This window comes from Nonomuraea sp. NPDC050733 (assembly GCF_040654215.1).
Taxonomy (GTDB): domain Bacteria; phylum Actinomycetota; class Actinomycetes; order Streptosporangiales; family Streptosporangiaceae; genus Nonomuraea.
In genome coordinates this window covers 43,291-68,969 of the sequence record NZ_JBFAHO010000012.1, presented here as the reverse complement: position 1 = coordinate 68,969, position 25,679 = coordinate 43,291, and the positions used below count along the sequence as shown (strand labels likewise).

Genomic DNA, 25,679 nt, shown 5'->3' with positions numbered 1-25,679 from the left:
ATCAGACTTTCACCCGGCCCGTGCCCCTGCCGGGAAACGCCGGGCAAACAGGTGGCCATATCCGGCCAGTGGCCGGGCCGGTGCGCGGCGGGTGCCCGGACAGATGATCGACCGGCGGCCGGGCTGCGCACGAGACCGCTCCCCGCAGTCCTTAGACTCGTGGCCATGGACTCCCCAGCCGTCGAGATCATCGGCCTGGTCAAGCGCTACGACGGCACGACCGCGGTCGACGGCCTGTCGCTGCGCGCGGGCCGCGGCGCGGTGACGGCCGTGCTCGGGCCCAACGGCGCGGGCAAGACGTCCACGGTGGAGATCTGCGAGGGGTTCCGCAAGGCCGACGGGGGCACCGTGCGGGTGCTGGGCCTGCCGCCCGACGCCCCCGCGCTGCGGCCCCGGGTGGGGGTCATGCTCCAGTCGGGCGGCGTGCCGCCCGCGACGCGCTGCGGCGAGTGGCTGCGCCTGGTGTCCCGCTTCTACGCCCGTCCCCTCGACGTCGAGGCCCTGCTCGTACGGCTGGGCCTGGCCGCCCACGCCCGCACCCCGTACCGCCGGCTGTCGGGCGGGCAGCAGCAGCGGCTGTCTTTGGCCGCGGCGGTCGTCGGGCGGCCGGAGCTGGTGTTCCTCGACGAGCCGACGGCCGGGCTCGACCCGCAGGCCCGGCACGCCTGCTGGGACCTCGTGGCCGACCTGCGCGCGGCGGGCGTCTCGGTGGTGCTCACCACGCACCACATGGACGAGGCCGAGCGGCTGGCCGACCACGTCGTGATCATCGACGGCGGACGGGTGGTGGCCGAGGGCAGCCCGGCGGCGCTGACCGGCGCCGAGCGGCAGCTCCGCTTCCGCGCCCGCCCCGGGCTGGCGCTGGAGGAGCTGCTCAACGCCCTGCCGTCGGGCAGCGCGGCCAAGGAGTCGCCGGCCGGCCACTACATCGTCGAGGGGCAGGTGGGCCCGGAGCTGCTGGCCACCGTGACCGCCTGGTGCGCGGCCGAGGGCGTCACGGCCGACGACCTGCGCATCGAGCGCCGCACACTGGAGGACGTCTTCCTGGAACTGACGGGCAGGGAGCTGCGATGACGGCGCCGCACACGACCACGCTGGACCTCACGCCCGCGCCGGGGGCGGCGCCGTTCCCGCGCATGGTGCTCGCCCAGGCCGGCGCGGAGGTGCGCGCGACGCTGCGCAACGGCGAGCAGCTCCTGCTCACCCTCGTCATCCCGGTGCTGCTGCTCGCCGGGTTCACGGTGGCGCCGCTCATCGACGTGGGCGGGGGCAGCCGGGTGGCGTTCCTGGCCCCGGGCGTGCTCGCGCTGGCGGTCATGTCCACGGCGTTCACCGGGCAGGCGATCGCGACCGGGTTCGAGCGGCGCTACGGCGTGCTGAAGCGGCTCGGCGCGACCCCGTTGTCGCGGGCCGGGCTCATGCTGGCCAAGACGGCGGCGGTGCTCGTGGTGGAGCTCATCCAGGTCGTGGTGGTCACGGCGGTGGGGCTGGCGCTCGGGTGGCGGCCGCACGGGTCGTTCGCGGCGGCGGCGCTGCTCGTGGTGCTGGGCACGGCGGCCTTCAGCGGGCTCGCCCTGCTCATGGCCGGTACGCTGCGGGCCGAGGCGACGCTGGCCGCGGCCAACCTCGTCTACCTGGTGCTGCTGGGTGCGGGCGGGGTGATGTTCCCGCTGTCGAAGCTGCCGGAGGCGGTGCGGCCGGCGCTGGAGGTGCTGCCCATCTCGGCGCTCACCGGGGGGCTGCGGACGGTGCTGTCGGGCGGAGCGCTCCCGCTGGGCGCGCTGGGGGTGCTGGCCGCGTGGGCGGTGCTGTGCCTCGGGCTGGCCTCGCGCACGTTCCGCTGGGAGTGACGCTCTCACGCCGTACGGCCGAGCCTGGTCAGGCCGGGGACGGCGGGGCGTCCGGCGGGGGCGTGCCGTACCTGTGGCGGCCCACGACGGCGACCGCCGTCAGCGGCAGCGCCACCGCCGCCGCCACGGCGAACAGCAGCCCGTACGACCCGTCACCGGCGAGCGGCCCGCCCGCCCAGGACGAGGCCGCCCCGCCGATGAACAGCGCCGCCGCGAAGAACGCCACGGCCGTCCCCCTGGCATGGGGCGCGACGGAGGTCGCCCAGTTCTGCAGTGACGAGTGCATGAACGACCAGCCGCCGCCGAACAGCAGCGCCGCCGCCATCACCGTCACCAGGCTCACGTGGACGGCGACGAGCGCGTGGCCGAGACTGAGCTGCGCGCCGCCGACCGCGATGAGCAGCGGCGCCGGCCAGTGCCGCGACAGCCGCTTGACCAGCCGGCTGAGCAGCCACAGCCCCACCCCGTACACCGCGGTGGCCAGGCCCGCCACGGCGGCCGTGACCCCGTGGTGCTGGAGCGCGGTGGCCAGGAACGGCAGCAGCCCCAGCAGGACGGCTCCCTCCACGAACGCCAGCCCCAACACCAGCAGCGCCCACCGCTCCCGCAGCACCGCGCCCACGTGCGCGCCGAGCCCGCCGACGGCGCCGCGGGACGGCTCCGGCACCGAGCGCAGGCCGAGCGCGCAGGCCAGGGCGCACAGGGCGGCCGTGACGAAGACGACGCGCCAGCTCACCAGGTCGGCCAGCACGCCGCCGAAGCCGGTGGCCATGGCGGTGCCGAGCGCGGCGGTGCCCATGAGGTCCGTCAGGGCGCGCTGGCGGATCGGCGCCGCGACGGTGTCGCCGACGTACGTGAGCGAGGTGGGGATCACGGCGCCGAAGCAGGCGCCCGCCACGACGCGGAGCGCGACCAGCGGGACGAGCGAGGGCATCAGCGCGGAGGCCAGGCCCGCCGCGGTGGCGCCCAGCAGCGCGGCCCGCATCACCGGCATGCGCCCGAACCGGTCGGACAGCACCCCCCACAGCGGCTGGGACAGGCCGTAGGCGAGGTAGTAGCCGCTGGCCGCCGCGACGGCCGCGGCGAGCGTGACGCGCAGGTCCAGGGCGATCAGCACCAGCATGGGGCCGACGGCGAAGCGGTCGAAGCTGCTGACGAAGGAGGCGGCGGACAAGGCGAACGGCGGCCGCACCAGGGTGACGGGCGGAGCGGGTGCGGTCATGTCTCCAACGCGGGACGGGGAGGTGTTCGGGACATTCGTCCTACCACCCCAAGTGGGGAAATGTCGAGGTCGGCGACTATCCTCAGCTATCGCCCTGTTCAGGCCGCGCCTGACCAGCTCCCCGAGGAGTACCGTGACCGCCTTCGCCCTCGACGACCCCTTCGACCGCAGCTCCGGAGTGCCGCGGCCGGGAAGTCTCCTGCGCTCCGCGGCCGACTCCATACCGCCGTCGGGGCTCGTCCTGCTGGCGATCTTCTCCGTGCAGCTCGGCGCGGGGTTCGCCAAGGAGCTGTTCGCGGCGCTGCCGCCGAGCGCGGTGGTGTTCCTGCGCATCACGGCGGGCGCGATCATCATGGGCGCGGTGGCCCGGCCGAAGCTCCGGGGGATGTCCTGGCGGCACTGGGCGGTCGGGCTCGGCTTCGGGGCGACGCTCGGCCTGATGAACCTGTCGTTCTACGAGGCGCTGTCGCGGCTGCCGATGGGGATCGCGGTGGCGATCGAGTTCCTCGGCCCGCTCGGCGTGGCCGTGGCCGCGTCGCGGCGGCGGCTGGACCTGCTGTGGGTCGGGCTGGCCGGGCTGGGCGTGGTGCTGCTCGCGCCGTGGGGCCAGTCGCAGAGCGTGAGCTGGGCCGGCATCGGGTTCGCCCTGGTGGCCGGCGTCTGCTGGGCGGCCTACATCGTGCTGTCGGCCGCGGCGGGGCGGCGCTTCCCCGGGACGTCGGGGCTGTCGTTCGCGATGATCGTCTCGGCCGTGGTGGTGGCGCCGGTGGGCATCGCGACGGGCGGGGCCGACCTCCTCCAGCCGGAGCTGGTGCTCATCGGGCTCGGGGTGGGGCTGCTGTCGTCAGTGATCCCGTACTCGCTGGAGCTGCAGGCGCTGCGGAGGATGCCCAAGCACGTGTTCGGCATCCTCATGAGCCTGGAGCCGGCCGTGGCGGCGATGATCGGGCTGGTGGTGCTGGGCGAGGTGCTGCACATGCAGCAGTGGGCGGCCATCGCCTGCATCGTGGCGGCGAGCCTGGGCGCCACCCGCTCCCGCTGAGCCCGCCTCCCGAACGCTGCGGGGCGTTCCAGGACGTTCTAGGCGCCGGTGCTCTCGGGGCCGGCGGTCTCGGGGCCGGTCTGTCCGGGGCCGGCCCAGATGCCGCGGACGTGGCCGATGTGCTCGGCCATGAGGTGCCCCACCGCGTCGCGGTCGCCCGCCTCCAGCGCGTCGAGCAGGGCCAGGTGCTCGCGCGCCGACCCGGCCAGCTTGTCGCCCGGCAGCGTCGACAGCCCGTACAGGCGGGCCCGGGTGCGCAGGTCCGTGACGATCGACACCAGGCGGGAGTTGCCCGACAGGGCCAGCAGCTCCACGTGGAAGCGCAGGTCGGCGTCCACGTACGCGAGCAGGTCGCCCCGCTCGGCGGCCGCCACGATCTCCTCGGCCAGCGGCCGGAGCCGGGCGAAGCCCGTGGCGGGGACGCAGGCGGCCAGCCGTGTCACGGTCGGCACCTCGATCAGCCGCCGCAGCTCGGTCAGCTCGTCCAGGTCGCGGGCGGACAGCTCGGCGACCCGGAAGCCCTTGTTGCGCACGGCCTCGACGAGGCCCTCCTTGGCCAGGTCGAGCATCGCCTCGCGGACGGGCGTGGCCGAGACGCCGAACTGCTGCGCCAGCGCGGGCGCGGAGTACACCACCCCAGGGCGCATCTCGCCCGTGACCAGCGCGGCGCGCAGCGCGTGGGCCACCTGCTCGCGCAGGCTCTGCCGCTCTCCGACGGCCGGCAGGTCGAGCCGGTGCTCCGCGCCCATGCGCTCATCCCTTCGCTACGTCCCACGCCTCGTACGCGGCGGCCGCCACCACCAGGTCCTCCCACGCCATGCCCGTGCTCTTGAAGACGCGGGGCCCGGGACCCACGGCGACCCGGCCGGCGATCAGCTCGGCGAGGTTTCCGGCGAGATGACCAGTGGTGATCGTACCGTGGCGGATCGGCGCCATCACGTCCCCCGCCTCGACCAGGGCGGAGGAGCGGGCCTCGACGACCACGGTGGCGCGGGCGACGAGCTCGTCGTCGAGCTCGCGGGCGCCGGGCTCGTGGGAGCCGACGGCGACGACGGTGGCGCCGTCGCGGGGCAGGGCGCCGGGGAACAGCGGCAGCCGGGCGGTGGTGCAGCAGGCGACGAGGTCGGCCCGGGAGAGCGCCTCGCGCAGCGCATCCGGCTCCGGGGCGGAGCCCGTCACGGGCAGGGCGCGGGCGCGCAGGCCCAGCTCACGGCAGTGGGCGGCCAGCGCCTCGGCGCGGGCGGCGTCGCGACCGGCGACGGTGACGGTCTCGACGGGGCGTACCGCGGCGAGCGCCTCGACGTGCCCGTACGCCTGCGGCCCCGTCCCGAAGACCAGCAGGTCGCGCGCGTCCGGCTCGGCCAGGTGGCGCACGGCCAGCGCGGAGACGGCCGGGGTGCGCAGCGAGGTGAGCGCGACCCCGTCGAGGGCGGCCAGCGGCGTCAGCGTGCCGCCCTCGAACAGCAGGTAGGTCCCCTGGATGCGGGGCAGCCCGCGCTCGGCGTTGCCCGGTGCGACGGTGACGGCCTTGACCCCCGCGTACCGGCCCGCGGCGGCGGGCATCAGCAGGAGCTGGCCGCCGGGCAGGTCCGCGGCGGTGCGCAGGGGCGTGTCCTCGGGGTCCAGCCCGGCCCGCAGCGCCTGCTCCAGGATGCTCACCGCCCGCGCGACGGGCACCAGCCGTCGCAGCGTGCCCGCGTCGAGGTACGGCAGCGTCGCGGCGGACGGGGCGGGACTGGGCTGGAGGTCCATGGTCAGATCATCCGGCACGCGTCACCTCAGCACGAACCCGGTGCCGAGCGGGTCGTCCGGATCCAGCTCGAAGGCGTGCCGGCCGGTGCGGTACGCCATGCCCTCGACCTCCGGCACCACCCCCTCCCCCGTGACCCGGGCGACGCGGGCCCGGAAGGTGGAGCCCACGACGCTGTCGTGGATCAGCGGCTCGCGGACGCCGTCGTCGTGCAGGAGCGCCAGGCGCGCGGCCGTGCCGGAGCCGCACGGCGAGCGGTCCACCTCGCCGTCGGCGAAGACGGTGACGTTGCGCTGACGGACGTGGCCGTCACCGCCGGGCAGGTCGTCGTGGAAGATCACGCCGTAGACGCCGGAGAGGCGCTCGTCCTCGGGGTGCCGCGTGGCCGGGTGCCCCTCCAGGGCCCGCTTGATGCGGCGGGCGCGGGCGATCAGCCCGGTCAGGTGCTCGGGCCGCGCCTCCAGCCCCGCGGCGCGGGCCGGCAGGCTGGCGTAGACGGCGCCGCCGTAGGCGAGGTCCACGCGGGTGCCGTCCGCGGGGACGCCGCGGGCGAGCACGAACGACGGGACGCCGACGAACGTGACGGCCTCGATCCGCCCGGCCGCGCGGCGGACCCGGGCGGTGACGCGCCCCGACGGCACGTCCACCACGACGTCGGTCTCCCCGTCGGGCGCGGCGGGCACCAGGCCCTCGCGGACGGCGTGGACGCCGAGCGCGATCGTGCCGTGCCCGCAGGCGGTGGAGAAGCCGTCCTTGTGCCAGAACAGCGCCCCGAGGTGGGCTCCCGGGTCGTCCGGAGGGACGAGGAAGCAGCCGTACATGTCGGCGTGGCCGCGCGGCTCGTGGCAGAGCAGCCGCCGCACCCTGTCGGCCTCGCCGCCGGGGCGGCGCGCGTGCTCGCGGCGGTCGAGCACGGTCGCGCCGGGGATCTCGGGCGCGCCGCCGGTGACGACGCGGAACGGCTCGCCGCCGGTGTGGTAGTCGACCGTGGTGACCACGCCGTCCTCGCCCTGTCCTGGCTTGCGGCGATGGGTCATGACCAGTCCTCCAGACCGGGGCTCGGGCGCTCCTGCGCGGATGGCCGCGCCGTCAGTAATGTGTCACATACCGCCAGGCTTGAGAAGGCGTTCCCCGGTGGCGGGACCGGCCGGTACGGCCCCTACCATCGATGACGTGAAGGTACCCACGGACCACCCGAACCCTCTCGTCCGGAGCCTGCTGTCGCCCTGGGCGCCCACGGCGACGTCGTTCCGGGCGTGGGCGCTGGCGTCCGTGGCGGCCAACGCCGGCATCACCGTGAGCGGCGCCGCGGTGCGCGTCACCGGCTCCGGCCTCGGCTGCCCGACCTGGCCGAGGTGCACGCCCGACAGCTTCGTGCCGGTGCCGCATCCCGAGGTCGCGATGGCCAACATGCTCGTCGAGTTCGGCAACCGGCTGGTCACGTTCCTCGTGCTGGCGGTGGGGGTGGCCTGCGTGCTGTCGGCGCTGCGGCTGGCGCCGCGCCGCCGCTCGGTGCTCGGGCTGGCCCTGCTCCAGCCGCTGGGCGTGCTGGCGCAGGCCCTGTGGGGCGGCCTGGTGGTCAGGACCATGCTCAACCCGTTCACGGTGAGCGTGCACTTCCTCATCTCGATCGCGCTGGTCGCCGCGTGCTGGATGCTCTACCGGCGCATCGGCGAGGGCGACGGCCCGGTGCGGCGGGTGGTCCACCGCGACATCCGCCGGCTCGGCCACGTCCTGATCGCCGCGGTGTCCGTCCTCCTGCTGGCCGGGGTGGTCGTGACCGGCACGGGCCCGCATTCGGGCGACGTCCTGGCCTCGCGTTTCGACCTCGACATCGAGAGCGTGGTGCGGCTGCACGCCGACGTCGCGTACCTGGTGGTGGGGCTGTCGTTCGCGCTGGCGTTCGCGCTGCACGTCACCGACGCGCCTCGCCCGGCCCGCCGGGCGGCGCTGGCCCTGCTCGGGATCGAGCTGCTCCAGGGCGTGATCGGCTACGTCCAGTACTTCCTGGCCGTGCCCGCGTTCCTGGTGGGGCTGCACGTCCTCGGCGCGACCCTGGTGTGGATCTTCGCGCTGCGCGCCGTCACCGCCCTGCGCGTGCGCGGCCCGGTCGAGGAGGCGCCCGCCCCCTCCCCCACCGAAGTGGCCGCCGTCCACTGATCGGTTATGCCAGGGTATGGGGTGAGAAGTCGGCCACTCCCCCACCGATGTGAGGTGCCGTTTTGCGGCAGTTCGTCCGCTCCTTCGGGAAGTCCTCGCGGCTGCGCCGCCCCTCCCGGAAGACGCTGCGGCGGGCCTACCAGGGGTCGGTGCTGGTCAGCGTGCTCGCGCTGGCCCCGATGACCTGGGCCTGGCTCGGCAGCGCCCCGCACCGCGCGGTGGCCGGCGCCCCGGGCTGGGAGGCGCGGGTGCCCGCCGCCGACACCGCGCTCGTGCTCGGCGCCGGCCTGTACCAGGGCAGGCCCACCGGCATGCTGGCCGGCCGGCTCGACATCGCCGCCCGGCTGTACCGCACGGGCAAGGTCAAGGCCGTGCTCCTGTCAGGCGACAACAGCAGGAAGGACTACGACGAGCCGTCGGCGATGGCCGCGTACCTGCGCGCCCGCGGGGTGCCGGACGACGTCATGGTGCTGGACTACGCCGGCTTCGACACCTGGGACTCCTGCGTGCGGGCCCGCCGGGTGTTCGGCGCCGCCCGGGTGACCGTGGTGACCCAGGCCTTCCACCTGCCCCGCGCGGTCTCGCTGTGCCGGGCGGCGGGCCTGGAGACGTTCGGCGTGGGCGAGGACTCGACCCGCCGGTGGGCCGCCACCACCTACGTCTACGCCACCCGGGAGCTCGCGGCGACCGCCAAGGGGCTCGCCGACGCCCTGCTGCTCCACTCCGACCCGGTCTTCCCGGGGCCGCGGGAGACGTCGCTCACCACGATCCTGGCGCGCTCCCGCTGATCGACGGGAACCGCGCGCGGGACATGCTCATGATCTCCAGCAGGGCCCGCTGCTCCTCGTGGAAGGCGTGCTCGTCGACGACGTGGCGGGCGGCCCGCTCGTGCAGCAGGCCCAGCTCGGTGGCGGCGAGCTGGTAGTCGCGCATGGCGCGCAGCCCCCGCTTGCCGCCGTAGGCCCTGGCCCACTGCCGGGCCTTGCGCCGGCGGGGCAGCGCGGACAGCATGCGGATGTCGGCCGCGTCGACCAGCCGCGTCGGCTCGTACGGCGGCAGGTAGCGCTGCAGGAGCGCGACGATGCGCCGCCGGTCGCGGAAGACCACCGCGATCAGCACGGCCAGCACCACCAGCAGCGTCGCGTACGCGATGACCAGGCCGGCGAAGCCGCCGTAGGACACCATGCCGTTCCACAGGCCGTGCAGGACCATGGCCCCGGTCCAGCCGGCCAGGATGTAGAACACCCGCTCGGGCCCGTGGCGCTGGGCGGCGTAGGCGACCGCCACCCCGATCATCGAGGTGAACAGGGGATGCGCGAACGGCGACAGCACCCCGCGCAGCACCACGGTGACGGCCAGGCCGACGCCGCCGGCCTCGGAGTTGAGCGCCTGGACGTAGTAGCTGACGTTCTCGCTCATCGCGAAGCCGAGGCCCACCATGCTGGCGTAGATGACGCCGTCGGTGGGCCCGTCGAGCTCGGCCCGACGGAACCTGAGCAGCCCGAGCAGCACCAGGCCCTTCATGGTCTCCTCGACCACGGGGGCGCCGAAGGTGGCGGTGAGGTTGCGGGCGCTGGCCGCGGACAGGTTGGAGGTGTCGATGATGTAGTGCAGGTTGAGCGAGTTGATCAGACCGGCGACCAGCACGGCGACGCCGGCGCCCCAGGCGAAGGCGAAGACCAGGTTGCTGCGCGGCTCGGGCTCCATCCGGTCGAGCGCCAGCACGGCGGCCAGCAGCAGCGGCACGGGCGCCAGGGCCAGCACGAGCGCGATGAAGAACTGCACGGGCGCGCCGTTGATCACGTCGAAGGAGAACGAGACGAGGGCGCAGATGCCGGTGACGACCAACCCGGTGATCAACGCGAACGACGGGCGGTCCTTCAACACCCAGCGTGGATCACGGGACGTCATAGGGTGACTTTAACGGATCACGGGGCAGGTGTCCCGCGCGGGGACCTGCCCCGGGAAGCCCCCCACGACAGCCGCTCAGGACAGCAGCGGGTCGATCGCGACGGCGAGGAAGAGCAGCGCCAGGTAGGCGTTGGACCAGTGGAAGAAGCGCATGGGCCGCAGCGCCACCCCGCTCTTGCCGGCGTTGAGCCGGGCCAGCAGGCGGTGCACCTCCCACAGGCACATGACGCCCAGGACGGCGGCCACGATCGGGTAGAACAGCGTGGTGCCGGCCACCGGCCACAGCGCCAGCGAGCACAGCACGGTCGCCCAGGTGTAGGCGATCGACTCCAGGATCACCCGGCGCTCGGTGGCCACGACGGGCAGCATGGGCACCTCGGCCGCCGCGTAGTCCTCCTTGTAGCGCATGGCCAGCGTCCAGGTGTGCGGCGGCGTCCAGAAGAACACCACGCCGAACAGCACCAGCGGCGCCCAGTCGAGCCGATCGGTGATGCCGGCCCAGCCGATCAGCACGGGCATGCAGCCGGCGATGCCGCCCCACACGATGTTCTGGGCGGTGCGCCGCTTGAGGATCATCGAGTAGACGCACACGTAGAACAGGATCGCGCCCGTGTTCAGGGCGGCGGCCAGCCAGTTGGTCGTCAGCCCCAGCCCCGCGACGGACAGGACGCCGAGCACGATGCCGAAGATCAGCGCGCCCCGCGGGGAGACCTGGTGGCGGGCCAGCGGGCGGCGCCGGGTGCGGCGCATCTTCTGGTCGATGTCGCGGTCGACGTAGCAGTTCAGGGCGTTGGCGCTGCCCGCCGACAGCGTGCCGAACACCATGACCCAGATCGACGTCCACAGCGGCGGCAGCCCTCCGGCGGCCAGGAACATCACCGGCAGCGTGGTGATGAGCAGCAGCTCGATGATCCGCGGCTTGGTCAGGGCGACGTAGGCCTTGACGATCATGCCGATCGAGCGGCGGCTCGGGCGCGGCGCATCCTCCGCCGGAGCGGGGGCCGTCGCCTGCCTGTTCGTCAGCACCGTCAAGGCGCTTCCAGCACGTGCGGAGTCAACGCGTAACCTCTGATTAGAGCGGATCCGTGGACGGGGCGCCGTGGCGGCCCTGCGGACAACAACCAAAACTGTAGTCGCAGGGTCGGCCGGTCCGGCCAATGGGGGGCTCGGGCCATGCACCACCGGCGCACGGATCACGCACGGAACATGTACGGAGCACGCATGGGAGGGAGTGGGGAACGTTCGGCGTCCCCACTCGGTTAGGGTCCGGTGTGGGCGGGATATGCCAGACCGGCACCATCCACCAATGACAACTAGATTCCGGAGATCGAGCACTTGAGCACCGAACTCGTGCCAGCCCTCGAATGGACCGACCTCGACAAGCAGGCGGTCGACGTCGTTCGAGCCCTGGCCATGGACGCAGTGGAGAAGGCGGGCTCGGGACACCCCGGCACCGCCATGAGCCTGGCACCCGCCGCATACCTGCTTTTCCAGCGTACGATGCGTCACGACCCGACGGACCCGACCTGGATCGGTCGTGACCGATTCGTGCTGTCCTGCGGTCATTCGAGCCTGACGCTGTACATCCAGCTCTACCTGTCGGGTTCCGGTCTCTCGCTGGACGACCTGGAGCGGCTGCGCCAGTGGGACAGCCTCACCCCCGGCCACCCGGAGCACGGCCACACGCTCGGTGTGGAGACCACGACCGGCCCGCTGGGCCAGGGCCTCGGCAACGCCGTGGGCATGGCCATGGCCGCCCGCCGCGAGCGCGGCCTGTTCGACCCCGACGCCGCCCCCGGCGCCTCGCCGTTCGACCACCACATCTGGTGCTTCGTCAGCGACGGCGACATCGAGGAGGGCATCAGCCACGAGGTCAGCGCGCTCGCCGGCCACCAGAAGCTGGGCAACCTGACGGTCGTCTACGACGACAACCACATCTCGATCGAGGACGACACCCTCATCGCCAAGTCCGAGGACGTCGTCAAGCGCTACGAGGCGTACGGCTGGCAGACGCTGAGCGTCGACTGGACCGAGACCGGCGACTACGTCGAGGACGTGCAGGCGCTGCACGCGGCGCTGGAGGCCTCCCGCGCCGAGACGGACCGGCCGACGTTCATCCGGCTGCGCACGATCATCGGCTGGCCCGCGCCCAACAAGCAGAACACCGGCAAGATCCACGGCTCCGCGCTCGGCGCCGAGGAGGTCGCCGCCACCAAGCGGGTGCTCGGCATGGACCCCGACAAGAGCTTCGACGTGCCCGCCGAGGTGCTGGAGCACGCCCGCGGCGTGGCCCGGCGCGGTCACGAGGCGCGCGCCGCCTGGCAGAAGTCCTACGACGCCTGGCGCGAGGCCAACCCGGAGCGCGCGGCCGAGCTCGACCGCATCTCCGCCCGCGAGCTGCCCGCCGGCTGGACGCAGGCGCTGCCGCAGTTCGAGAAGGGCGCCTCGATGGCCACCCGCAAGGCCTCCGGCGAGGTGCTGAGCTCCCTGGCGCCGGTGCTGCCGGAGCTGTGGGGCGGCTCGGCGGACCTGGCCGAGTCCAACAACACCACGATGAAGGGCGAGCCGTCGTTCATCCCGGAGGAGTACCAGACCAAGGACTTCCCCGGTAACCGCTACGGCCGCACGCTGCACTTCGGCATCCGCGAGCACGGCATGGGCGCCATCCTCAACGGCATCGCCCTGCACGGCGGCACCCGCCCCTACGGCGGCACGTTCCTCGTCTTCTCCGACTACATGCGCCCGTCGGTGCGGCTCGCCGCGCTGATGAAGCTGCCGGTCACGTACGTGTGGACGCACGACTCGATCGGCCTCGGCGAGGACGGCCCGACGCACCAGCCGATCGAGCACCTGTGGGCGCTGCGCGCCATCCCCGGCCTCGACGTGGTCCGTCCCGGCGACGCCAACGAGACGGCCTACGCCTGGAAGGCGGTGCTGGAGCACACCGACCGGCCGGCCGCGCTGGCGCTGACCCGGCAGAATCTGCCCGTCTTCGAGGGCACCAGCGCCGAGGGCGTCGCCCGGGGCGGCTACGTCCTGCGTGAGGCGTCCGACGGGCAGCCGAAGGTGATCCTCATCGCCACCGGCAGCGAGGTCGAGCTGGCCGTCAACGGCCGCGACCTGCTGGAGTCCCAGGGCATCCCGACGCGGGTCGTGTCGATGCCGTGTGTCGAATGGTTCCACGGGCAGGACTCCGCATACAGGCAGAGTGTGCTGCCGTCGGACGTCAAGGCCCGCGTCGCGGTCGAGGCGGGGGTCGCCCTGGGCTGGCGCGAGTTCGTCGGCGAGGCGGGGGAAGTGGTGGGCCTCGAACACTTCGGCGCCTCCGCGCCGTACAAGACGCTGTACGAGCAGTTCGGGCTGACGGCCGAGCGTGTGGCGGCGGCGGCCAAGTCCAGCCTGGCCAAGCTGGGCCAGGACAAGGGTGAGACGACGGGAAACTGAAGATGAGCGAGATCCTCAACAAGCTGTCGGGCCAGGGCGTGTCCATCTGGCTCGACGACATCAGCCGCGAGCGGCTGCGCACGGGCAACCTCGAGCAGGTGATCCGCGAGAAGAACGTGGTCGGCGTGACCTCCAACCCCACGATCTTCGCCAGCGCCCTCAGCAAGGGCGACGCCTATGACACGCAGATGCACGACCTGGCCGTGCGCGGGGTCGACGTGGGCGAGGCCGTGCGCGCCATCACCACGTACGACATCCGCTGGGCGGCCGACGTGCTGCGCCCCGTCTACGACGCCACGGGCGGCGCCGACGGGCGCGTCTCGCTGGAGGTGGACCCGCGCCTGGCGCGTGACACCGACAAGACCATCGCCGAGGCGCGCGCGCTGTGGTGGCTGGTGGACCGGCCCAACCTGTTCATCAAGATCCCGGCGACGCTGGAGGGCCTGCCCGCGATCACGCAGGCCATCGGCGAGGGCATCAGCGTCAACGTCACGCTGATCTTCTCGCTGGAGCGCTACCGCGCCGTCATGGAGGCCTGGCTGGCCGGCCTGGAGGCCGCGCAGGCCAAGGGCCTCAACCTGGCCACGATCGAGTCGGTGGCGTCGTTCTTCGTCAGCCGCGTCGACACCGAGATCGACAAGCGGCTCGACCAGCTCGGCAAGCCGGAGCTCAAGGGCAAGGCCGGCATCGCCAACGCGCGCCTGGCGTACGCGGCGTTCGAGGAGGTCATGGCCTCCGAGCGCTGGCAGCGGCTGCGCGCGGCCGGCGCGCGCCCGCAGCGTCCGCTGTGGGCCTCGACCGGCGTCAAGAACCCCGAGTACTCCGACACCATGTACGTCGACCAGCTCGTCGCGCCGGGCACGGTCAACACGATGCCGGAGAAGACGCTCGACGCGACCGCCGACCACGGCCAGATCTCCGGCGACACCGTCCGCCCGTACTACGAGCAGTCGTGGAACACCATGGCCGCGCTCAAGGAGGCCGGGGTCGACTACGACGACGTCGTCCGGGTGCTCGAGGAGGAGGGCGTCGAGAAGTTCGAGGCGTCCTGGAACGAGCTGCTCGAGAGCGTCACCAAGAACCTGGTCCCCTGATGCCCGGTCCTTCGCTGGACGTCAACGACCGCGAGGAGGAGGCGGCGGTGCGCCGCCTCCTCCGGCGGCGCACCGCTCGCGGTAGCACAGGAGGCTTGACATGACAGATCCGCAGGCGCCCGCGGAGGAGGCGCAGGCTGTGGAGAGCACGGTCGACGGCGCGATCCAGGGAGCCGCCGGCGCGGCGGCCGGCTCGGTCCGGGCCTCGGTCGCGGCGTCCGCGGCGACCTCGGCCGCGGGCACGTCCACCACGATCGAGGCGGCGGCGGCCAACCCGCTGCGCGACCCGCACGACAAGCGGCTGCCGCGGGTGGCGGGGCCGTGCGTCATGGTGCTGTTCGGCGTGACGGGAGACCTGGCCAAGCGCAAGCTGCTGCCGGCGATCTACGACCTGGGCAACCGGGGGCTGCTGCCGCCCGGCTTCTCCCTGGTCGGCTTCGCCCGGCGTGACTGGAAGAACCAGGACTTCGCCCAGCTCACGCACGACGCCGTCAAGGAGCACGCGCGGACGCCGTTCCGCGAGGAGGTCTGGAAGCAGATCCGCGAGGGCATCCACTTCGTCCCCGGCGACTTCTCCGACGACGGCGCCTTCGACGCGCTGGCCATGGCGCTCAAGGAGATCGACGAGACCCGCGGCACGGGCGGCAACTACGCCTTCTACCTGTCGGTGCCGCCGAAGTTCTTCCCCGTGGTGGTGGAGCAGCTCAAGCGGACCGGCCTGTCGGACGCCCCGCCCGGATCGTGGCGGCGCGTGGTCATCGAGAAGCCCTTCGGGCACGACCTGCAGTCGGCCCACGAGCTGAACGAGATCACCACCTCCGCCTTCCCGGAGAGCTCGATCTTCCGGATCGACCACTACCTGGGCAAGGAGACGGTCCAGAACATCATGGCCCTGAGGTTCGCCAACAACCTCTACGAGCCGATCTGGAACCGCAGCTTCGTCGACCACGTGCAGATCACGATGGCCGAGGACATCGGCATCGGCGGCCGGGCCGGCTACTACGACGGCATCGGCGCGGCCCGTGACGTGATCCAGAACCACCTGCTCCAGCTCCTCGCCCTGGTCGCCATGGAGGACCCCACGTCCTTCGAGGCGCAGTCGCTGCGGCGGGAGAAGGAGAAGGTCTTCAAGGCGGTCCGGCTGCCGGCCGACCTGGCGGCCAACACGGCGCGCGGGCAGTACGCCGCGGGCTGGCAGGGCGGCCAGAAGGTCGTCGGCTACCTGGAGGAGGACGGCATCTCGCCCGAGTCCGTCACCGAGACGTACGCCGCCGTCAAGCTGGAGATCGCCAACCGGCGCTGGGCGGGCGTGCCGTTCTACCTGCGGACCGGCAAGCGGCTCGGCCGGCGGGTGACCGAGGTGGCCGTGGTGTTCCAGCGGGCGCCGCACCTGCCCTTCTCCAAGGACGACACCGAGATCCTCGGCCAGAACGCGCTCGTCATCCGGGTGCAGCCGGACGAGGGCATCACGGTGCGGTTCGGCTCGAAGGTGCCGGGCACGGCCATGGAGGTGCGCGACGTGTCCATGGACTTCGCCTACGGCGAGTCGTTCATGGAGTCGTCCCCCGAGGCGTACGAGCGGCTGCTGCTGGACGTGATGATCGGCGACCCGCCGCTCTTCCCGCACCAGCGCGAGGTCGAGCTGTCGTGGAAGATCCTCGACCCGATCGAGGAGTTCTGGGCCACGCAGGGCCAGCCGGAGCCGTACCCGTCGGGCTCGTGGGGTCCGGCGGCGGCCGACGAGATGATGGCGCGTGACGGCCGCGTGTGGAGGAGGCTCTGATGACGACGTTCATGCTGAGCGACACGACGGCCGGGAAGATCTCCAACCAGCTGACCATGCTGCGTCACCAGATGGGCGCGCCGGCCATCGGCATGGTGCTGACGCTGGTGGTGGTCTGCGAGGAGCGTGACCAGTACGACTCGCTGCGGGCGGCCACGGAGGCGGCCCGCGAGCACCCGTCGCGCATCCTCGTGGTGATCAACCGGGAGATCGACGAGACCACCCGCCTCGACGCGGAGCTGCGCATCGGCGAGTCCACGCCGGGCGAGGTGGTCGTGCTGCGCCTGTACGGCGAGCTGACCGACCACGCCGACTCGGTCGTGAGCCCGCTGCTGCTGCCGGACACGCCGGTGGTGGTCTGGTGGCCCGGGACGGCGCCGGACGTGCCGTCCAAGGACCCGATCGGGATGCTCGCCCAGCGGCGCATCACCGACGCCCGCGCCATCGCCGACGGCGGCGTCAAGACGCTGGCGACGCGGGCCAAGGGCTACGCGCCGGGCGACACCGACCTGGCCTGGGCCCGGCTGACGCCGTGGCGGAGCCTGCTGGCGGCGGCCTTCGACCAGCCGGTCGGCAAGGTCCGCAAGGGCGTGGTGGAGGCGGCTGCGGGCAACCCGAGCGCGCCGCTGCTGGCGGCGTGGCTGTCGGAGCGGCTCGGCGCCACGGTGAAGGTCGGGGAGTCGGCCGGTCCGGGCCTGACCTCCGTACGGCTGTCGACGTCCGAGGGCGACCTGTCGGTGGCCCGCGCCGACGCCCGGCTGGCGACGTTGTCGCGGCCGGGGCAGCCGGACCGGAACGTGGCGCTGTCGCGCCGGCAGACCCCCGAGCTGCTGGCCGAGGAGCTGCGGCGGCTCGACTCCGACGAGATCTACGAGGCGGCCGTCAAGCGGCTGGCCCGCTCGTACAAGTCCTGACGCCCCGGCGTCAGGACGACGGTGCGACGGCCGGGTGCCCTTCACGGGGCGCCCGGCCGTTTCGCGCTCCCGGCGCTCAGCGTGCTTCCAGCGGTCGCGGCCCGTTCGGCCGTCGCGGTTTCGGCCGTCGCGGCGGTTTCAGCGGTCGCGGTGCTTTCGGCCGTCGCGGTGCTTTCGGCGGTCGCGGCGGTTCAGCGGTCGCGGCGCTTTCGGCGCTCACACGCCTCCCGGGCCGCCTCGCGGGGGACGGCCGTGGCGTGATCGTGGTCGTGAGGGTGGAAGACTGGTCCCGTGAGCGTTCCAACCGTAGTCGTCCACCGCGACGCCGACATCCTGGCCAAGGCCGTGGCCGCGCGGATCATCACCCGGCTCGTCGACGCCCAGTCCGCCAAGGGCACCGCGTCCCTCGTGCTGACCGGAGGCACGGTCGGCATCGCCACGCTGGCGGCCATCGCGGGCACGCCCGCGCGCGACGCCGTCGACTGGCGCCGCCTCGACATCTGGTGGGGTGACGAGCGTTTCCTGCCCGACGGCGACCCCGAGCGCAACGAGACGGGCGCCCGGCGGGCCCTGCTCGACCACGTAGACGTCGACCCGGAGCGGGTCCACGTCATGCTCGGCCCCGACTCGGGGCTGACGGCGGAGGAGTCGGCCGACGCCTACGCCACCGAGCTGGCCAAGGCGGCCCGGCCGGAGGACCACGGGCCGTCGCCGTCGTTCGACGTGACGCTGCTCGGCATGGGGCCCGACGCGCACGTGGCCTCGCTGTTCCCCGGCATGCCCGCGCTGTACGACACACGCCCGGCGGTCGCGGTGCACGGCTCCCCCAAGCCGCCGCCCACCCGGATCTCGCTGACGCTGCCGGCGATCCAGGCCTCGCGCGAGGTGTGGGTGATCGCGGCCGGGGCGGAGAAGTCGGCCGCGGTGCGGCTGGCGCTGTCCGACTCCGGCCCGGTGCAGGTGCCGGCGGCGGGGGCCCGGGGGCGGTCGCGCACGCTGTTCCTGCTGGACCGCACGGCCGCCGGCAAGATCCCGCCCGGCCTCGGCCGGCTCGCCTCCCCCTGAGGCTCCCCGTTCTTCTCAGGCGGGCCCGGCCGTGACCGGGCCCGCCTGCCCGGCCTCCAGCGCGTCGATCTCGGCCAGGAGCTCCCGCTTGCGTTCCGGGGCCAGGTAGGAGGCGGTCACGCCGTTGCGGGCCAGCTCGGCCAGCTCCGGCCGGCCGAGGCCGAAGACCCGCGCCGCGGTCCGGTACTCCCCGGCCAGCGTGGTGGCGAACATCGGCGGATCGTCGCTGTTGAGCGTCACGAACAGCCCTTCCTCCAGCAGGCGCGGCAGCGGGTGGTCCTCGATGCGGGCCACCTGCCCGGTGCACACGTTGGAGGTGGGGCAGACGTCGAGCGGCAGCCGCGTCTCGCGCAGATGGGCGACGAGCCGCTCGTCCCCGAGGCAGGAGATGCCGTGGCCCACGCGCTCGGCGCCGAGCCCCTCGATGACCTCCCAGATCGTCTCCGGTCCGGTCATCTCGCCGCCGTGCGGGACGCTGTGCAGGCCGGCGTTGCGGGCGGCGGTGAACGCGTCGCGGATCGCGTCGCGGTACCGGGGGCGCTCCTGCTCGATGCCGCCCAGCCCGAAACCTACCAAAGCAGCGGGAGGTTCTTCCAGGGCGTGCGCGACGGTGATCTCCGCGGCCTCGACGCCGTACTCGCTGGGGATGTCGAAGATGTAGGCCATCTCCACGCCGTGCTCCTCCGGGGCACGGCGGGCGGCCAGGTCGAGGGCCTCGGTGACCTCGCGCCGCGGCATCCCGACCATGTGGTGGGCGTACGGGGTGACCTGGAGCTCGGCGTAGCGGGCGCCCTGGGCGGCGAGGTCGCGGGCCAGCCCGAGCACCAGCGTGGCGACGTCCGCGGGCTCGCGCACGAGCGCGTTGACGGCCCGGTAGACGCGCGCGAAGTGCGGGAAGTCGGTGAAGGTGTAGAAGGCGCGCAGCTCCTCCTCGTCCGTCGGCACACCACTGCCGGGGTGGCGGCGCGCCAGCTCCAGGACCGTGGGGACGGACGCGGAGCCGATCAGGTGGACGTGCAGCTCGACCTTGGGCAGCGCGTCGATGAACGCGTCGAGCGCGGCGTCGCCGGAGGAGTCGGCGACGGGCACACCCGTGGTGGAGGCGCCCGTGTCAGGGGCGCCCGCGGTGATGGGGGCGTCGATGGTCATGGCGCCGACCCTAGGACGACCTCCTTCACCGAGAACAGACCTGGCGCCCAAATCTCACACAAAGACGTCAAATTCGCTGAGCAGAAGAGGCGGCCCAGGCCCGTACCAGCGGCAACAGCACCTCACGCGCCGACTCCTCCACGAACGCCTCATCCAACGGCGGCCCGACGAAGATCAGACGATGCCACACCAGGGCCTCGGCGACGGCGGTGAGCCGGGCGGCCTCCACGGCGCGCGGCGACCCGCCCACCGACCCGCCCGACGGCTCGCCGGCCGATCCGCCCGTCGGCTCGCCGGCCAGCTCGCCGCGCTCCCATGCCCGCTCCAGCAGGGCCTCCACTCCGCCGAAGTCCCTGCTGGGCATGTGCGCGCGCAGCGCCCTGGCCAGCTCCTGGTTGGACACCAGCGTCGGGGAGAGGCCCATGATGAGGGTGTGCTTGCGCTCGGCCGTCTCGCACAGGCACCGCACCAGCTCGGCCAGGTCGCCCCGAAGGGAGCCGGTGTCGCGCGGGCGCGGCATGTCCATGTCGAAGCGGTTGCAGATGACGTCCACGACCAGCTCGGGCTTTCCCGGCCAGCGCCGGTAGATCGTGGCCTTGCTGGCCTTGGCGCGCCTGGCGATCTTGTCGACCGACATCCGGTCGTAGCCCATCTCCGACAGCAGCTCCAGCGCGGCGTCGAGGATGGCCCTCTCGCGCCCGGGGTCGAGTGGGGCCACGTACACGTCCTCCGGTCTGCCCGGCAGGCTCTGCCCGGCGGCGTCTGTCAGGTGGTCACGGGGCCGTCCGGTGCCCGCCTGCGCGGCGTCACCGTACGGCGATCTGTTCGAATCGTACGCCGGTGAGCTCGGTGGACACGTCCCAGAGGCGGGCGGCGAGCTCCTCGGAACGAGCATCGGCCGACGGGGCGAGGATGCGCAGCTTCGGACCCACGAACTCGCCGCCGCGGATCTCCGGCGAGGTGGCGGCGTACAGGGACGGCAGCGCGCCGGTCTCGGGGCTGAGCAGGAACAGGGCCAGGAGGGGCTTGAGCGGCCCCACCTTGACGATGTTCGTGGCGGTGGCACCGGGGTGGGTGGCCACGCTCGTGAGGTCGGCCTGGGCCCGCTCAGCGCGTCGCTGGAGCTCCAGGGCGAACAGCAAATTGGCCAGCTTGGAGCGGCCGTAGGCGCTCATCCTGCCGTAGCCGCGTTCGAGGGAGAGGTCGTCGAAGTCGAGCCGGCCGCGGGTGTGGGCGTCGCTGGACACGGTAACCACGCGCGCGCCGGGTCGGGCGAGCAGCTTCGGCAGGAGCAGGCCGGTCAGGACGAAGTGGCCCAGGTGGTTGGTGCCGAACTGCAGCTCGAACCCGTCCTTGGTCAGGCTGCGCGGCGTCATGCCGACGCCGGCGTTGTTGATCAGCAGGTCGACCTGGTCCACGCCCTCGGCGAACGCGCGCACCGAGGCCAGGTCGGCTAGGTCGAGCCGGGCATGCTCGGCGCGGGCGCCGGGGACGGCCCGTCGGATGGCGGCGACGGCCTCGGCGCCCTTGGCCTCGGAGCGCGCCGCTGCGATGACGCGAGCGCCGTGGCGGGCCAGCTCCAGCGCGGTGGGCAGGCCGATGCCGCTGTTGGCGCCGGTGACGATCGCGGTCCGGCCGTCGAGGTCCGGCATGTCGGCGAGGGTCCAGGTTGTCATGGCCACTCCAGGTGCGCAGGTGTACGGAACCGTTTCGTACACCATAACTGTCCACGACCGTCCACGCGATCTACGCGAGCCCTCCGCCCGGTCCACACGGGCACTCCCCCCGATCCACAGCGGGCGCTCGCCCGCGCCGCCGCGCGGGGTCAGCCCTCCAGACGGTGGCGGGCGTGGCGTTCCTCGCGGCGGGCGACCTCCAGGCGCTGCTCGCTCTCCCGCAGCCGCTTCTGCGCCTTGGCCAGCTTGCGCTCCAGCCGCGCCACCTTCTCCGCGCGCTTGTCGTGCTCCCGTACGGCCTCGGCAAGCGCGTCGCGCCACTCCAGGTAGGCCGCCTCCGCCTCGACCCGCTCCTGCGCCTTGCGCGCCTCCCGCGCGGCCCGCGCCTCGGCCTGCTGCCTGGCCCGCTCCTCGGCCGCCGCCTTGCGGTCCGCCCGGCTCTCCTCAGGGGCCGGGCGGTCCGCCCGTCCCCGTCCACGCCTCCCGAGGTCCGCCCGTTCCCCTCCAGGCCCCCCGCGGTCCGCCCGGCCCTCGCCGGGCGCCTCCGGCGCGCCCGCGCCGTCCGCCCGCGCAGGACGAGCCGCCGGGGCCGGGGCCGGAGCGAAGCCGCTGTACTCCAGGGGCCGGACCAGGCGCCCCCGCCGCACCTCGTCCGCCGCGCCCTGGTCCACCACGGCGGCGTCCAGCGTCCGGTCCACCTCCGCCGCGGCGGCGGCCGACAGCCCGGCGTCCTCCTTGACCAGCCGGGCGACCCGCTCCGAGACCGCGCCGCGCCGCCGGGTGACCTCGGTGAGCGCGCCGGCGTCGTGCGCCTCCCAGGCCCGCCGCAGCTCCTCCCCCACCGCCAGCAGCTCGCGCAGGTCGTCCGCGTGCTCGCGGACGGCCCGGTTCACCGCCCACGCCGAGACCGTGGGCTTGCGCAGGCGCCCGATCTCGCGCGACAGCCGTACGTCGCCCGCGTCCTTGGCCGCCCGGGCCTCGGCGGCGCGCGCGGCGGTGAACTCGGACGGCGGCAGGCCGTAGAGCCGGTCGGCCACCTCGTCAAGATCCACACCAGTGAGATACCCCACATGACCGGGTTTGTAGCGCATAGTGGAGGCAAGGCCAGCCGAACGGAGTTTTCCTCGTGTTCGAGCGTTTCACCGATCGCGCCCGCAGGGTGGTCGTCCTCGCCCAGGAAGAGGCGCGGATGCTGAACCACCACTACATCGGCACCGAGCACATCCTGCTCGGAATCCTCCACGAGGGCGACGACGTCGCGGCGCGGGCGCTCGCGAGCTGCGGGGTGGAGCTGGGGCCGGTGCGCCGGTTCGTGGAGCAGGAGGCGGGGCGTGGCACCAAGGGGCCCACCGGGCACGTCCCGTTCACTCCGCGGGCCAAGAAGGTGCTGGAGCTGTCGTTGCGGGAGGCGCTCCAGCTCCGGCACAACTACATCGGCACGGAGCACATCCTGCTCGGCCTCGTGCGAGAGGGGGAGGGGCTGGCGTCGCGGGCGCTCGTGGACGCGGGGGCGCCCCTGCAGCAGGTACGGGACCGCGTCATCACGCTGATCACGGCAGGGCCGAGGGACAGGCCGGCCGAGGCGTACTACGTGACGGGCGGCCCGACGGTGGCCGAGCGGCTGACGCGGATCGAGGAGAGCCTGGAGCGCATCGAGCGCCGTCTCGGCATCCCCCGCACACCCGAGGACACCGGCGAGCCCCCCGCCGGGGGCCCCACCGAGGTGCCCAGTGAGGTTCCCGGCGAGGATGCCGGTGAGGACGCCGGTGAGGAGCCGCGCGCCGAGGGGTCAGGTTGAGACCATCGCGCCCACGGGCAGCCGCGACTCCAGCACGCCCGGGTCCTCGGTGTAGGTGATCGAGGCGCCGAGCGACAGCATGAGCCGCCGCATGCGGACGTTGTCCGACAGCATGGTCGCCCGCACCTCGGCGTACCCGAGGTCGCGCGCCGCCCGGATCAGCGCCCTGGCCATCGCCGAGCCCAGACCGCGCCCCTGCCAGCGGTCCTCGACCAGGAAGGCCATCTCGGCGATGCCGGGGTCGGAGGTGAACATCAGGTTGGCCATGGCCACGACCTGCCCGTCGTGGCCGCCCACGAGCGAGTGGCCGCGGCTGCGGTCGCACAGCGTGTCGAACATGCGCGGCGGCAGCGCGGGCATCGAGGTGAAGTAGCGGAACCGGCGGGCCTCGGGCGAGCACCTGTCGTGCAGATCGCGTACGGCCTCGCGGTAGATGGAGGTGAGGGGGCGGACGGCGACCTCGACGCCGTCGGCCAGCTTCACGGAGCGGTCCCCGGAGCCCTGCTCCGCCGGCGGCTGGGCCAGCCGGGCGAAGGAGGCGGCGCGGGCGGCCTCGGTGAGCGTGAACGGCAGCTCGGCGCGGCGCAGCCGTACGGCGCGGCGGGGCGCCACGGGCACGACGAGCTGGGTGGGGTCGGGGAGATCGCTCACGGCCTCACCATAGATCCACCGGGCGTCGTCCGCGCGCAGCAGCTCGGCCAGCAGCTCGGGCAGGCGCCACGGCATGGAGCGCAGCCGGGAGGCCAGCAGCAGGGCCCGGGTGGGCTCGTCGGTCAGCTCGTGCGCGGTCGCCGGGACGACCTGGACGCGGCGGCCACCGGCCGCTTCCAGGGCCTCGCGCACGGTCTCGGGGCCGGCGGGGATGTCGGCGACGAACTCGTCCACCGTGCCGTCGGCGTCGGACTGGACGCTGAGGCCCAGGATGTTGCCGCCCCTGTCGGCCAGGGCGGCGGCCAGTGAGGCGAGTCGTCCCGGCCGCTCGTCCACCGTGGTGCGGATGCGCAAGAATCCCATGGGCATCAGCATGACGGGGTGCTGTTACACAGCCGCTACCGTCGCGTTTCATGTAGCAAGATATGCGCCTATGAACGCACATGTTCTGGTTTCACCGGTCTTGCCGGTTTTGATGATTGCCGGCGGAGGCCGACTCCTCCGAGGCGGACGGGCGGGGAAGGGCCGATGACGACGCTGTTCCGAGGCGGGCGGGTGTTCACGGCGACCGGCGGGTTCGCCGAGGCCGTGCTGGTGCGTGACGGGGTCGTCGCCGCCGTCGGCGCCGAGCGCGACCTGGCCCGTGAGGCGGGTCCCCACGAGACCGTGGACCTGGAGGGCGGCCTGCTGACGCCCGGGTTCACGGACGCGCACATCCACCCGGTGCAGGCGGGGCTGGAGCGCTCGAAGTGCGACCTGTCGGAGGTGTACGGACTCGACGCGTACCGCGCGATGATCGCCGACTATGCCGCGAAAAATCAGGACAGGGAGTGGATCGACGGGGGCGGCTGGGACATGTCCGCCTTCCCCGGCGGCCTCCCCCACCGCACCCAGCTCGACTTCGTCGGCCGCCCCGTCTACCTGATCCAGCGCGACCACCACGCGGCCTGGGTCAGCACCCGCGCCCTGGAGCTGGCGGGCGTCACCCGCGACACCCCCGACCCGGCCGACGGCCGCATCGAGCGTGACGCCGACGGCACACCGAGCGGCGTGCTGCACGAGGGCGCGATGGACCTCGTGGGCCTGCTCACCCCCCGCCCGACCGCCGCCGACCTCGACGCGGCGCTGGCCGACGCCCAGCGGCACCTGTTCTCCCTCGGCGTCACCGGCTGGCAGGACGCGATCGTCGGCTCGTACGCGGGCTCGGACGACCAGCTCCCCACGTACCTGTCGGCGGCCCGCGCCGGCACGCTGCGGGCGCGCGTGGTGGGCGCGCTGTGGTGGGACCGCACGCGCGGCGCCGAGCAGATCGCGGAGCTGGTCGAGCGGCGGGCCTCCGCCGAGGGCCTGGAGCGGTTCGCCGCCACCTCCGTCAAGATCATGCAGGACGGCATCACCGAGAACTTCACCGCCGCCACGCTGGAGCCGTACTGCCTGTGCGGCGGCACGGGCCTGTCGTACGTGGACCCCGGCAAGCTCAAGGAGTATGTCGCCGAGCTGGACCGGCTCGGCTTCCAGGTGCACTTCCACGCCATCGGCGAGCGGGCGGTGCGCGAGGCGCTCGACAGCTTCGAGGGCACCGACCCGGCCAACCGGCACCACATCGCGCACCTGCAGATCATCGAGCCGACGGACGTGCCGCGCTTCGCCCGGCTCGGCGTCGCGGCCAACCTGCAGCCGCTGTGGGCCACGCACCACGCCCAGATGGACGAGCTGACGCTGCCGTTCCTGGGCGAGCCGCGCTCGTCGTGGCAGTACCCGTTCGCCGACCTGCTGGCGCACGGCACCCGGTTCTGCGCGGGCAGCGACTGGCCCGTGTCGGACGCCGACCCGCTGCAGGGCATGCACGTGGCGGTCAACCGCACCGAGCCGGGCGGTTCGGTGCACGCCGGCTACCCGACCGCGGGGACGCCGTTCCTGCCGGGGCAGCGCCTCGACCTGGCCACGGCGATGACCGCGTACACGGCCGGGTCGGCCTGGATCAACCGCTCCCCCGCCGGGGTGATCGAGCCGGGCCGCCCGGCGGACCTCGTCGTGCTCGACCGCGACCCGTTCGCGCTGCCCGCCGAGGAGATCTGGACGACGCGGGTGGCCCGGACGTTCGTGGACGGCGAGCAGGTCCACCGGCGGGCGGGCTCGTAAACCGGGGGGTTCGTACGCCGAAGGGCCC

Annotated in this window: 22 protein-coding genes and 1 pseudogene; 12 read left to right on the top strand and 11 right to left on the bottom strand. The window is 73.5% G+C overall.

Translation table 11 applies throughout. The features are described from left to right. Positions 1 to 165 precede the first annotated feature (165 nt). Positions 166 to 1,074, top strand: a complete 909-nt coding sequence (locus tag AB0H64_RS21050) for an ABC transporter ATP-binding protein (protein ID WP_357626811.1) — start codon at positions 166 to 168, stop codon at positions 1,072 to 1,074. Then, positions 1,071 to 1,850, top strand: a complete 780-nt coding sequence (locus tag AB0H64_RS21045; RefSeq protein WP_357626808.1) for an ABC transporter permease — start codon at positions 1,071 to 1,073, stop codon at positions 1,848 to 1,850. Before AB0H64_RS21050 ends, AB0H64_RS21045 begins: the two co-directional genes overlap by 4 nt. Before the next feature lie 28 nt (positions 1,851 to 1,878). Here AB0H64_RS21045 and AB0H64_RS21040 read toward each other — a convergent pair whose 3' ends face one another. Continuing rightward, complete coding sequence (locus AB0H64_RS21040; RefSeq protein WP_357626806.1) at positions 1,879 to 3,072, bottom strand: MFS transporter; 1,194 nt, start codon at positions 3,070 to 3,072, stop codon at positions 1,879 to 1,881. Between the two features lie 133 nt (positions 3,073 to 3,205). Between AB0H64_RS21040 and AB0H64_RS21035 the strand changes: the two genes are divergently transcribed. Then, the gene (locus AB0H64_RS21035; RefSeq protein WP_357626803.1) at positions 3,206 to 4,114 is read left to right on the top strand and encodes a DMT family transporter; all 909 of its coding nucleotides are present in this window, start codon (positions 3,206 to 3,208) and stop codon (positions 4,112 to 4,114) included. A gap of 38 nt (positions 4,115 to 4,152) precedes the next feature. Here AB0H64_RS21035 and AB0H64_RS21030 read toward each other — a convergent pair whose 3' ends face one another. From AB0H64_RS21030 to AB0H64_RS21020, 3 genes are read right to left on the bottom strand one after another with little or no spacing between them, the layout of a single operon-like run. Continuing rightward, complete coding sequence (locus tag AB0H64_RS21030; protein ID WP_357626800.1) at positions 4,153 to 4,863, bottom strand: GntR family transcriptional regulator; 711 nt, start codon at positions 4,861 to 4,863, stop codon at positions 4,153 to 4,155. 4 nt (positions 4,864 to 4,867) lie between these two features. Beyond that, positions 4,868 to 5,884 (bottom strand): ornithine cyclodeaminase family protein, encoded by a 1,017-nt coding sequence (locus tag AB0H64_RS21025; protein WP_357626799.1) that lies wholly within the window; start codon positions 5,882 to 5,884, stop codon positions 4,868 to 4,870. Positions 5,885 to 5,887: 3 nt separating this feature from the next. Beyond that, entirely contained in the window at positions 5,888 to 6,901 is a 1,014-nt protein-coding gene (locus AB0H64_RS21020) for a proline racemase family protein (RefSeq protein WP_357626797.1), read from the bottom strand. Positions 6,902 to 7,037: 136 nt separating this feature from the next. On the opposite strand from AB0H64_RS21020, the gene AB0H64_RS21015 reads away from it, so the two are divergent. Next, a complete protein-coding gene (locus tag AB0H64_RS21015) occupies positions 7,038 to 8,024 on the top strand; it encodes a COX15/CtaA family protein (protein WP_357626794.1) in 987 nt (328 codons plus the stop codon). Between the two features lie 62 nt (positions 8,025 to 8,086). Then, on the top strand, positions 8,087 to 8,812 hold the full coding sequence (locus tag AB0H64_RS21010; protein WP_357626792.1) for an ElyC/SanA/YdcF family protein: 726 nt from the start codon (positions 8,087 to 8,089) through the stop codon (positions 8,810 to 8,812). Here the strand turns inward: AB0H64_RS21010 and AB0H64_RS21005 are convergent. Beyond that, positions 8,784 to 9,935: a PrsW family intramembrane metalloprotease gene (locus tag AB0H64_RS21005; protein WP_357626789.1), complete on the bottom strand. Its 1,152-nt coding sequence runs from the start codon at positions 9,933 to 9,935 to the stop codon at positions 8,784 to 8,786. The two genes, AB0H64_RS21010 and AB0H64_RS21005, sit on opposite strands and share 29 nt — an antisense overlap. A gap of 75 nt (positions 9,936 to 10,010) precedes the next feature. Further along, positions 10,011 to 10,967 (bottom strand): heme o synthase, encoded by a 957-nt coding sequence (locus tag AB0H64_RS21000; RefSeq protein WP_357626788.1) that lies wholly within the window; start codon positions 10,965 to 10,967, stop codon positions 10,011 to 10,013. A gap of 381 nt (positions 10,968 to 11,348) precedes the next feature. On the opposite strand from AB0H64_RS21000, the gene tkt reads away from it, so the two are divergent. From tkt to pgl, 5 genes are all read left to right on the top strand, one after another. After that, complete coding sequence (gene tkt, locus AB0H64_RS20995; RefSeq protein WP_357627083.1) at positions 11,349 to 13,379, top strand: transketolase; 2,031 nt, start codon at positions 11,349 to 11,351, stop codon at positions 13,377 to 13,379. A 2-nt stretch (positions 13,380 to 13,381) separates the two neighbouring features. Then, a complete protein-coding gene (tal, locus tag AB0H64_RS20990; RefSeq protein WP_357626785.1) occupies positions 13,382 to 14,473 on the top strand; it encodes a transaldolase in 1,092 nt (363 codons plus the stop codon). Between the two features lie 100 nt (positions 14,474 to 14,573). Beyond that, positions 14,574 to 16,256, top strand: a complete 1,683-nt coding sequence (gene zwf / locus AB0H64_RS20985) for a glucose-6-phosphate dehydrogenase (protein ID WP_357626783.1) — start codon at positions 14,574 to 14,576, stop codon at positions 16,254 to 16,256. Further along, on the top strand, positions 16,256 to 17,170 hold the full coding sequence (locus AB0H64_RS20980; protein ID WP_357626780.1) for a glucose-6-phosphate dehydrogenase assembly protein OpcA: 915 nt from the start codon (positions 16,256 to 16,258) through the stop codon (positions 17,168 to 17,170). Before zwf ends, AB0H64_RS20980 begins: the two co-directional genes overlap by 1 nt. A 291-nt stretch (positions 17,171 to 17,461) precedes the next feature. After that, the gene (gene pgl, locus AB0H64_RS20975; protein ID WP_310708927.1) at positions 17,462 to 18,235 is read left to right on the top strand and encodes a 6-phosphogluconolactonase; all 774 of its coding nucleotides are present in this window, start codon (positions 17,462 to 17,464) and stop codon (positions 18,233 to 18,235) included. Positions 18,236 to 18,250: 15 nt separating this feature from the next. Here the strand turns inward: pgl and add are convergent, their stop codons facing one another. The 4 genes from add to AB0H64_RS20955 all read right to left on the bottom strand — a co-directional run bounded on the left by add (position 18,251) and on the right by AB0H64_RS20955 (position 22,112). Beyond that, positions 18,251 to 19,384: an adenosine deaminase gene (gene add / locus AB0H64_RS20970; RefSeq protein ID WP_357626777.1), complete on the bottom strand. Its 1,134-nt coding sequence runs from the start codon at positions 19,382 to 19,384 to the stop codon at positions 18,251 to 18,253. 67 nt (positions 19,385 to 19,451) lie between these two features. After that, on the bottom strand, positions 19,452 to 20,102 hold the full coding sequence (locus AB0H64_RS20965) for a TetR/AcrR family transcriptional regulator (protein ID WP_357626774.1): 651 nt from the start codon (positions 20,100 to 20,102) through the stop codon (positions 19,452 to 19,454). Positions 20,103 to 20,190: 88 nt separating this feature from the next. Beyond that, positions 20,191 to 21,060 carry an oxidoreductase gene (locus AB0H64_RS20960; RefSeq protein WP_357626771.1) on the bottom strand — a complete coding sequence of 290 codons (870 nt, stop codon included), beginning with the start codon at positions 21,058 to 21,060 and terminating at the stop codon, positions 20,191 to 20,193. Positions 21,061 to 21,209: 149 nt separating this feature from the next. Continuing rightward, positions 21,210 to 22,112 carry a hypothetical protein gene (locus AB0H64_RS20955; protein ID WP_357626768.1) on the bottom strand — a complete coding sequence of 301 codons (903 nt, stop codon included), beginning with the start codon at positions 22,110 to 22,112 and terminating at the stop codon, positions 21,210 to 21,212. A 74-nt stretch (positions 22,113 to 22,186) separates the two neighbouring features. On the opposite strand from AB0H64_RS20955, the pseudogene AB0H64_RS20950 reads away from it, so the two are divergent. After that, positions 22,187 to 22,612, top strand: a pseudogene (locus AB0H64_RS20950) (Clp protease N-terminal domain-containing protein); the annotation flags it as partial. A gap of 237 nt (positions 22,613 to 22,849) precedes the next feature. Here AB0H64_RS20950 and AB0H64_RS20945 read toward each other — a convergent pair. After that, complete coding sequence (locus AB0H64_RS20945; RefSeq protein WP_357626767.1) at positions 22,850 to 23,872, bottom strand: GNAT family N-acetyltransferase; 1,023 nt, start codon at positions 23,870 to 23,872, stop codon at positions 22,850 to 22,852. A gap of 165 nt (positions 23,873 to 24,037) precedes the next feature. Here AB0H64_RS20945 and AB0H64_RS20940 point away from each other — a divergent pair, with 165 nt between their 5' ends. Continuing rightward, on the top strand, positions 24,038 to 25,651 hold the full coding sequence (locus tag AB0H64_RS20940) for an amidohydrolase (RefSeq protein WP_357626765.1): 1,614 nt from the start codon (positions 24,038 to 24,040) through the stop codon (positions 25,649 to 25,651). Positions 25,652 to 25,679 lie beyond the last annotated feature (28 nt).

Excerpts from the sequence above, each read along its gene's own strand:
- AB0H64_RS20960 (WP_357626771.1), bottom strand. The coding sequence starts at position 21,060 with ATGACAACCTGGACCCTCGCCGACATGCCGGACCTCGACGGCCGGACC.
- AB0H64_RS20945 (WP_357626767.1), bottom strand. The coding sequence starts at position 23,872 with ATGGGATTCTTGCGCATCCGCACCACGGTGGACGAGCGGCCGGGACGA.
- AB0H64_RS21040 (WP_357626806.1), bottom strand. The coding sequence starts at position 3,072 with ATGACCGCACCCGCTCCGCCCGTCACCCTGGTGCGGCCGCCGTTCGCC.
- AB0H64_RS20980 (WP_357626780.1), top strand. The coding sequence starts at position 16,256 with ATGACGACGTTCATGCTGAGCGACACGACGGCCGGGAAGATCTCCAAC.
- AB0H64_RS21050 (WP_357626811.1), top strand. The coding sequence starts at position 166 with ATGGACTCCCCAGCCGTCGAGATCATCGGCCTGGTCAAGCGCTACGAC.
- zwf (WP_357626783.1), top strand. The coding sequence starts at position 14,574 with ATGACAGATCCGCAGGCGCCCGCGGAGGAGGCGCAGGCTGTGGAGAGC.
- AB0H64_RS20940 (WP_357626765.1), top strand. The coding sequence starts at position 24,038 with ATGACGACGCTGTTCCGAGGCGGGCGGGTGTTCACGGCGACCGGCGGG.
- AB0H64_RS21005 (WP_357626789.1), bottom strand. The coding sequence starts at position 9,935 with ATGACGTCCCGTGATCCACGCTGGGTGTTGAAGGACCGCCCGTCGTTC.
- tkt (WP_357627083.1), top strand. The coding sequence starts at position 11,349 with ATGGACGCAGTGGAGAAGGCGGGCTCGGGACACCCCGGCACCGCCATG.
- add (WP_357626777.1), bottom strand. The coding sequence starts at position 19,384 with ATGACCATCGACGCCCCCATCACCGCGGGCGCCCCTGACACGGGCGCC.
- AB0H64_RS21030 (WP_357626800.1), bottom strand. The coding sequence starts at position 4,863 with ATGGGCGCGGAGCACCGGCTCGACCTGCCGGCCGTCGGAGAGCGGCAG.
- tal (WP_357626785.1), top strand. The coding sequence starts at position 13,382 with ATGAGCGAGATCCTCAACAAGCTGTCGGGCCAGGGCGTGTCCATCTGG.
- AB0H64_RS21020 (WP_357626797.1), bottom strand. The coding sequence starts at position 6,901 with ATGACCCATCGCCGCAAGCCAGGACAGGGCGAGGACGGCGTGGTCACC.
- AB0H64_RS21045 (WP_357626808.1), top strand. The coding sequence starts at position 1,071 with ATGACGGCGCCGCACACGACCACGCTGGACCTCACGCCCGCGCCGGGG.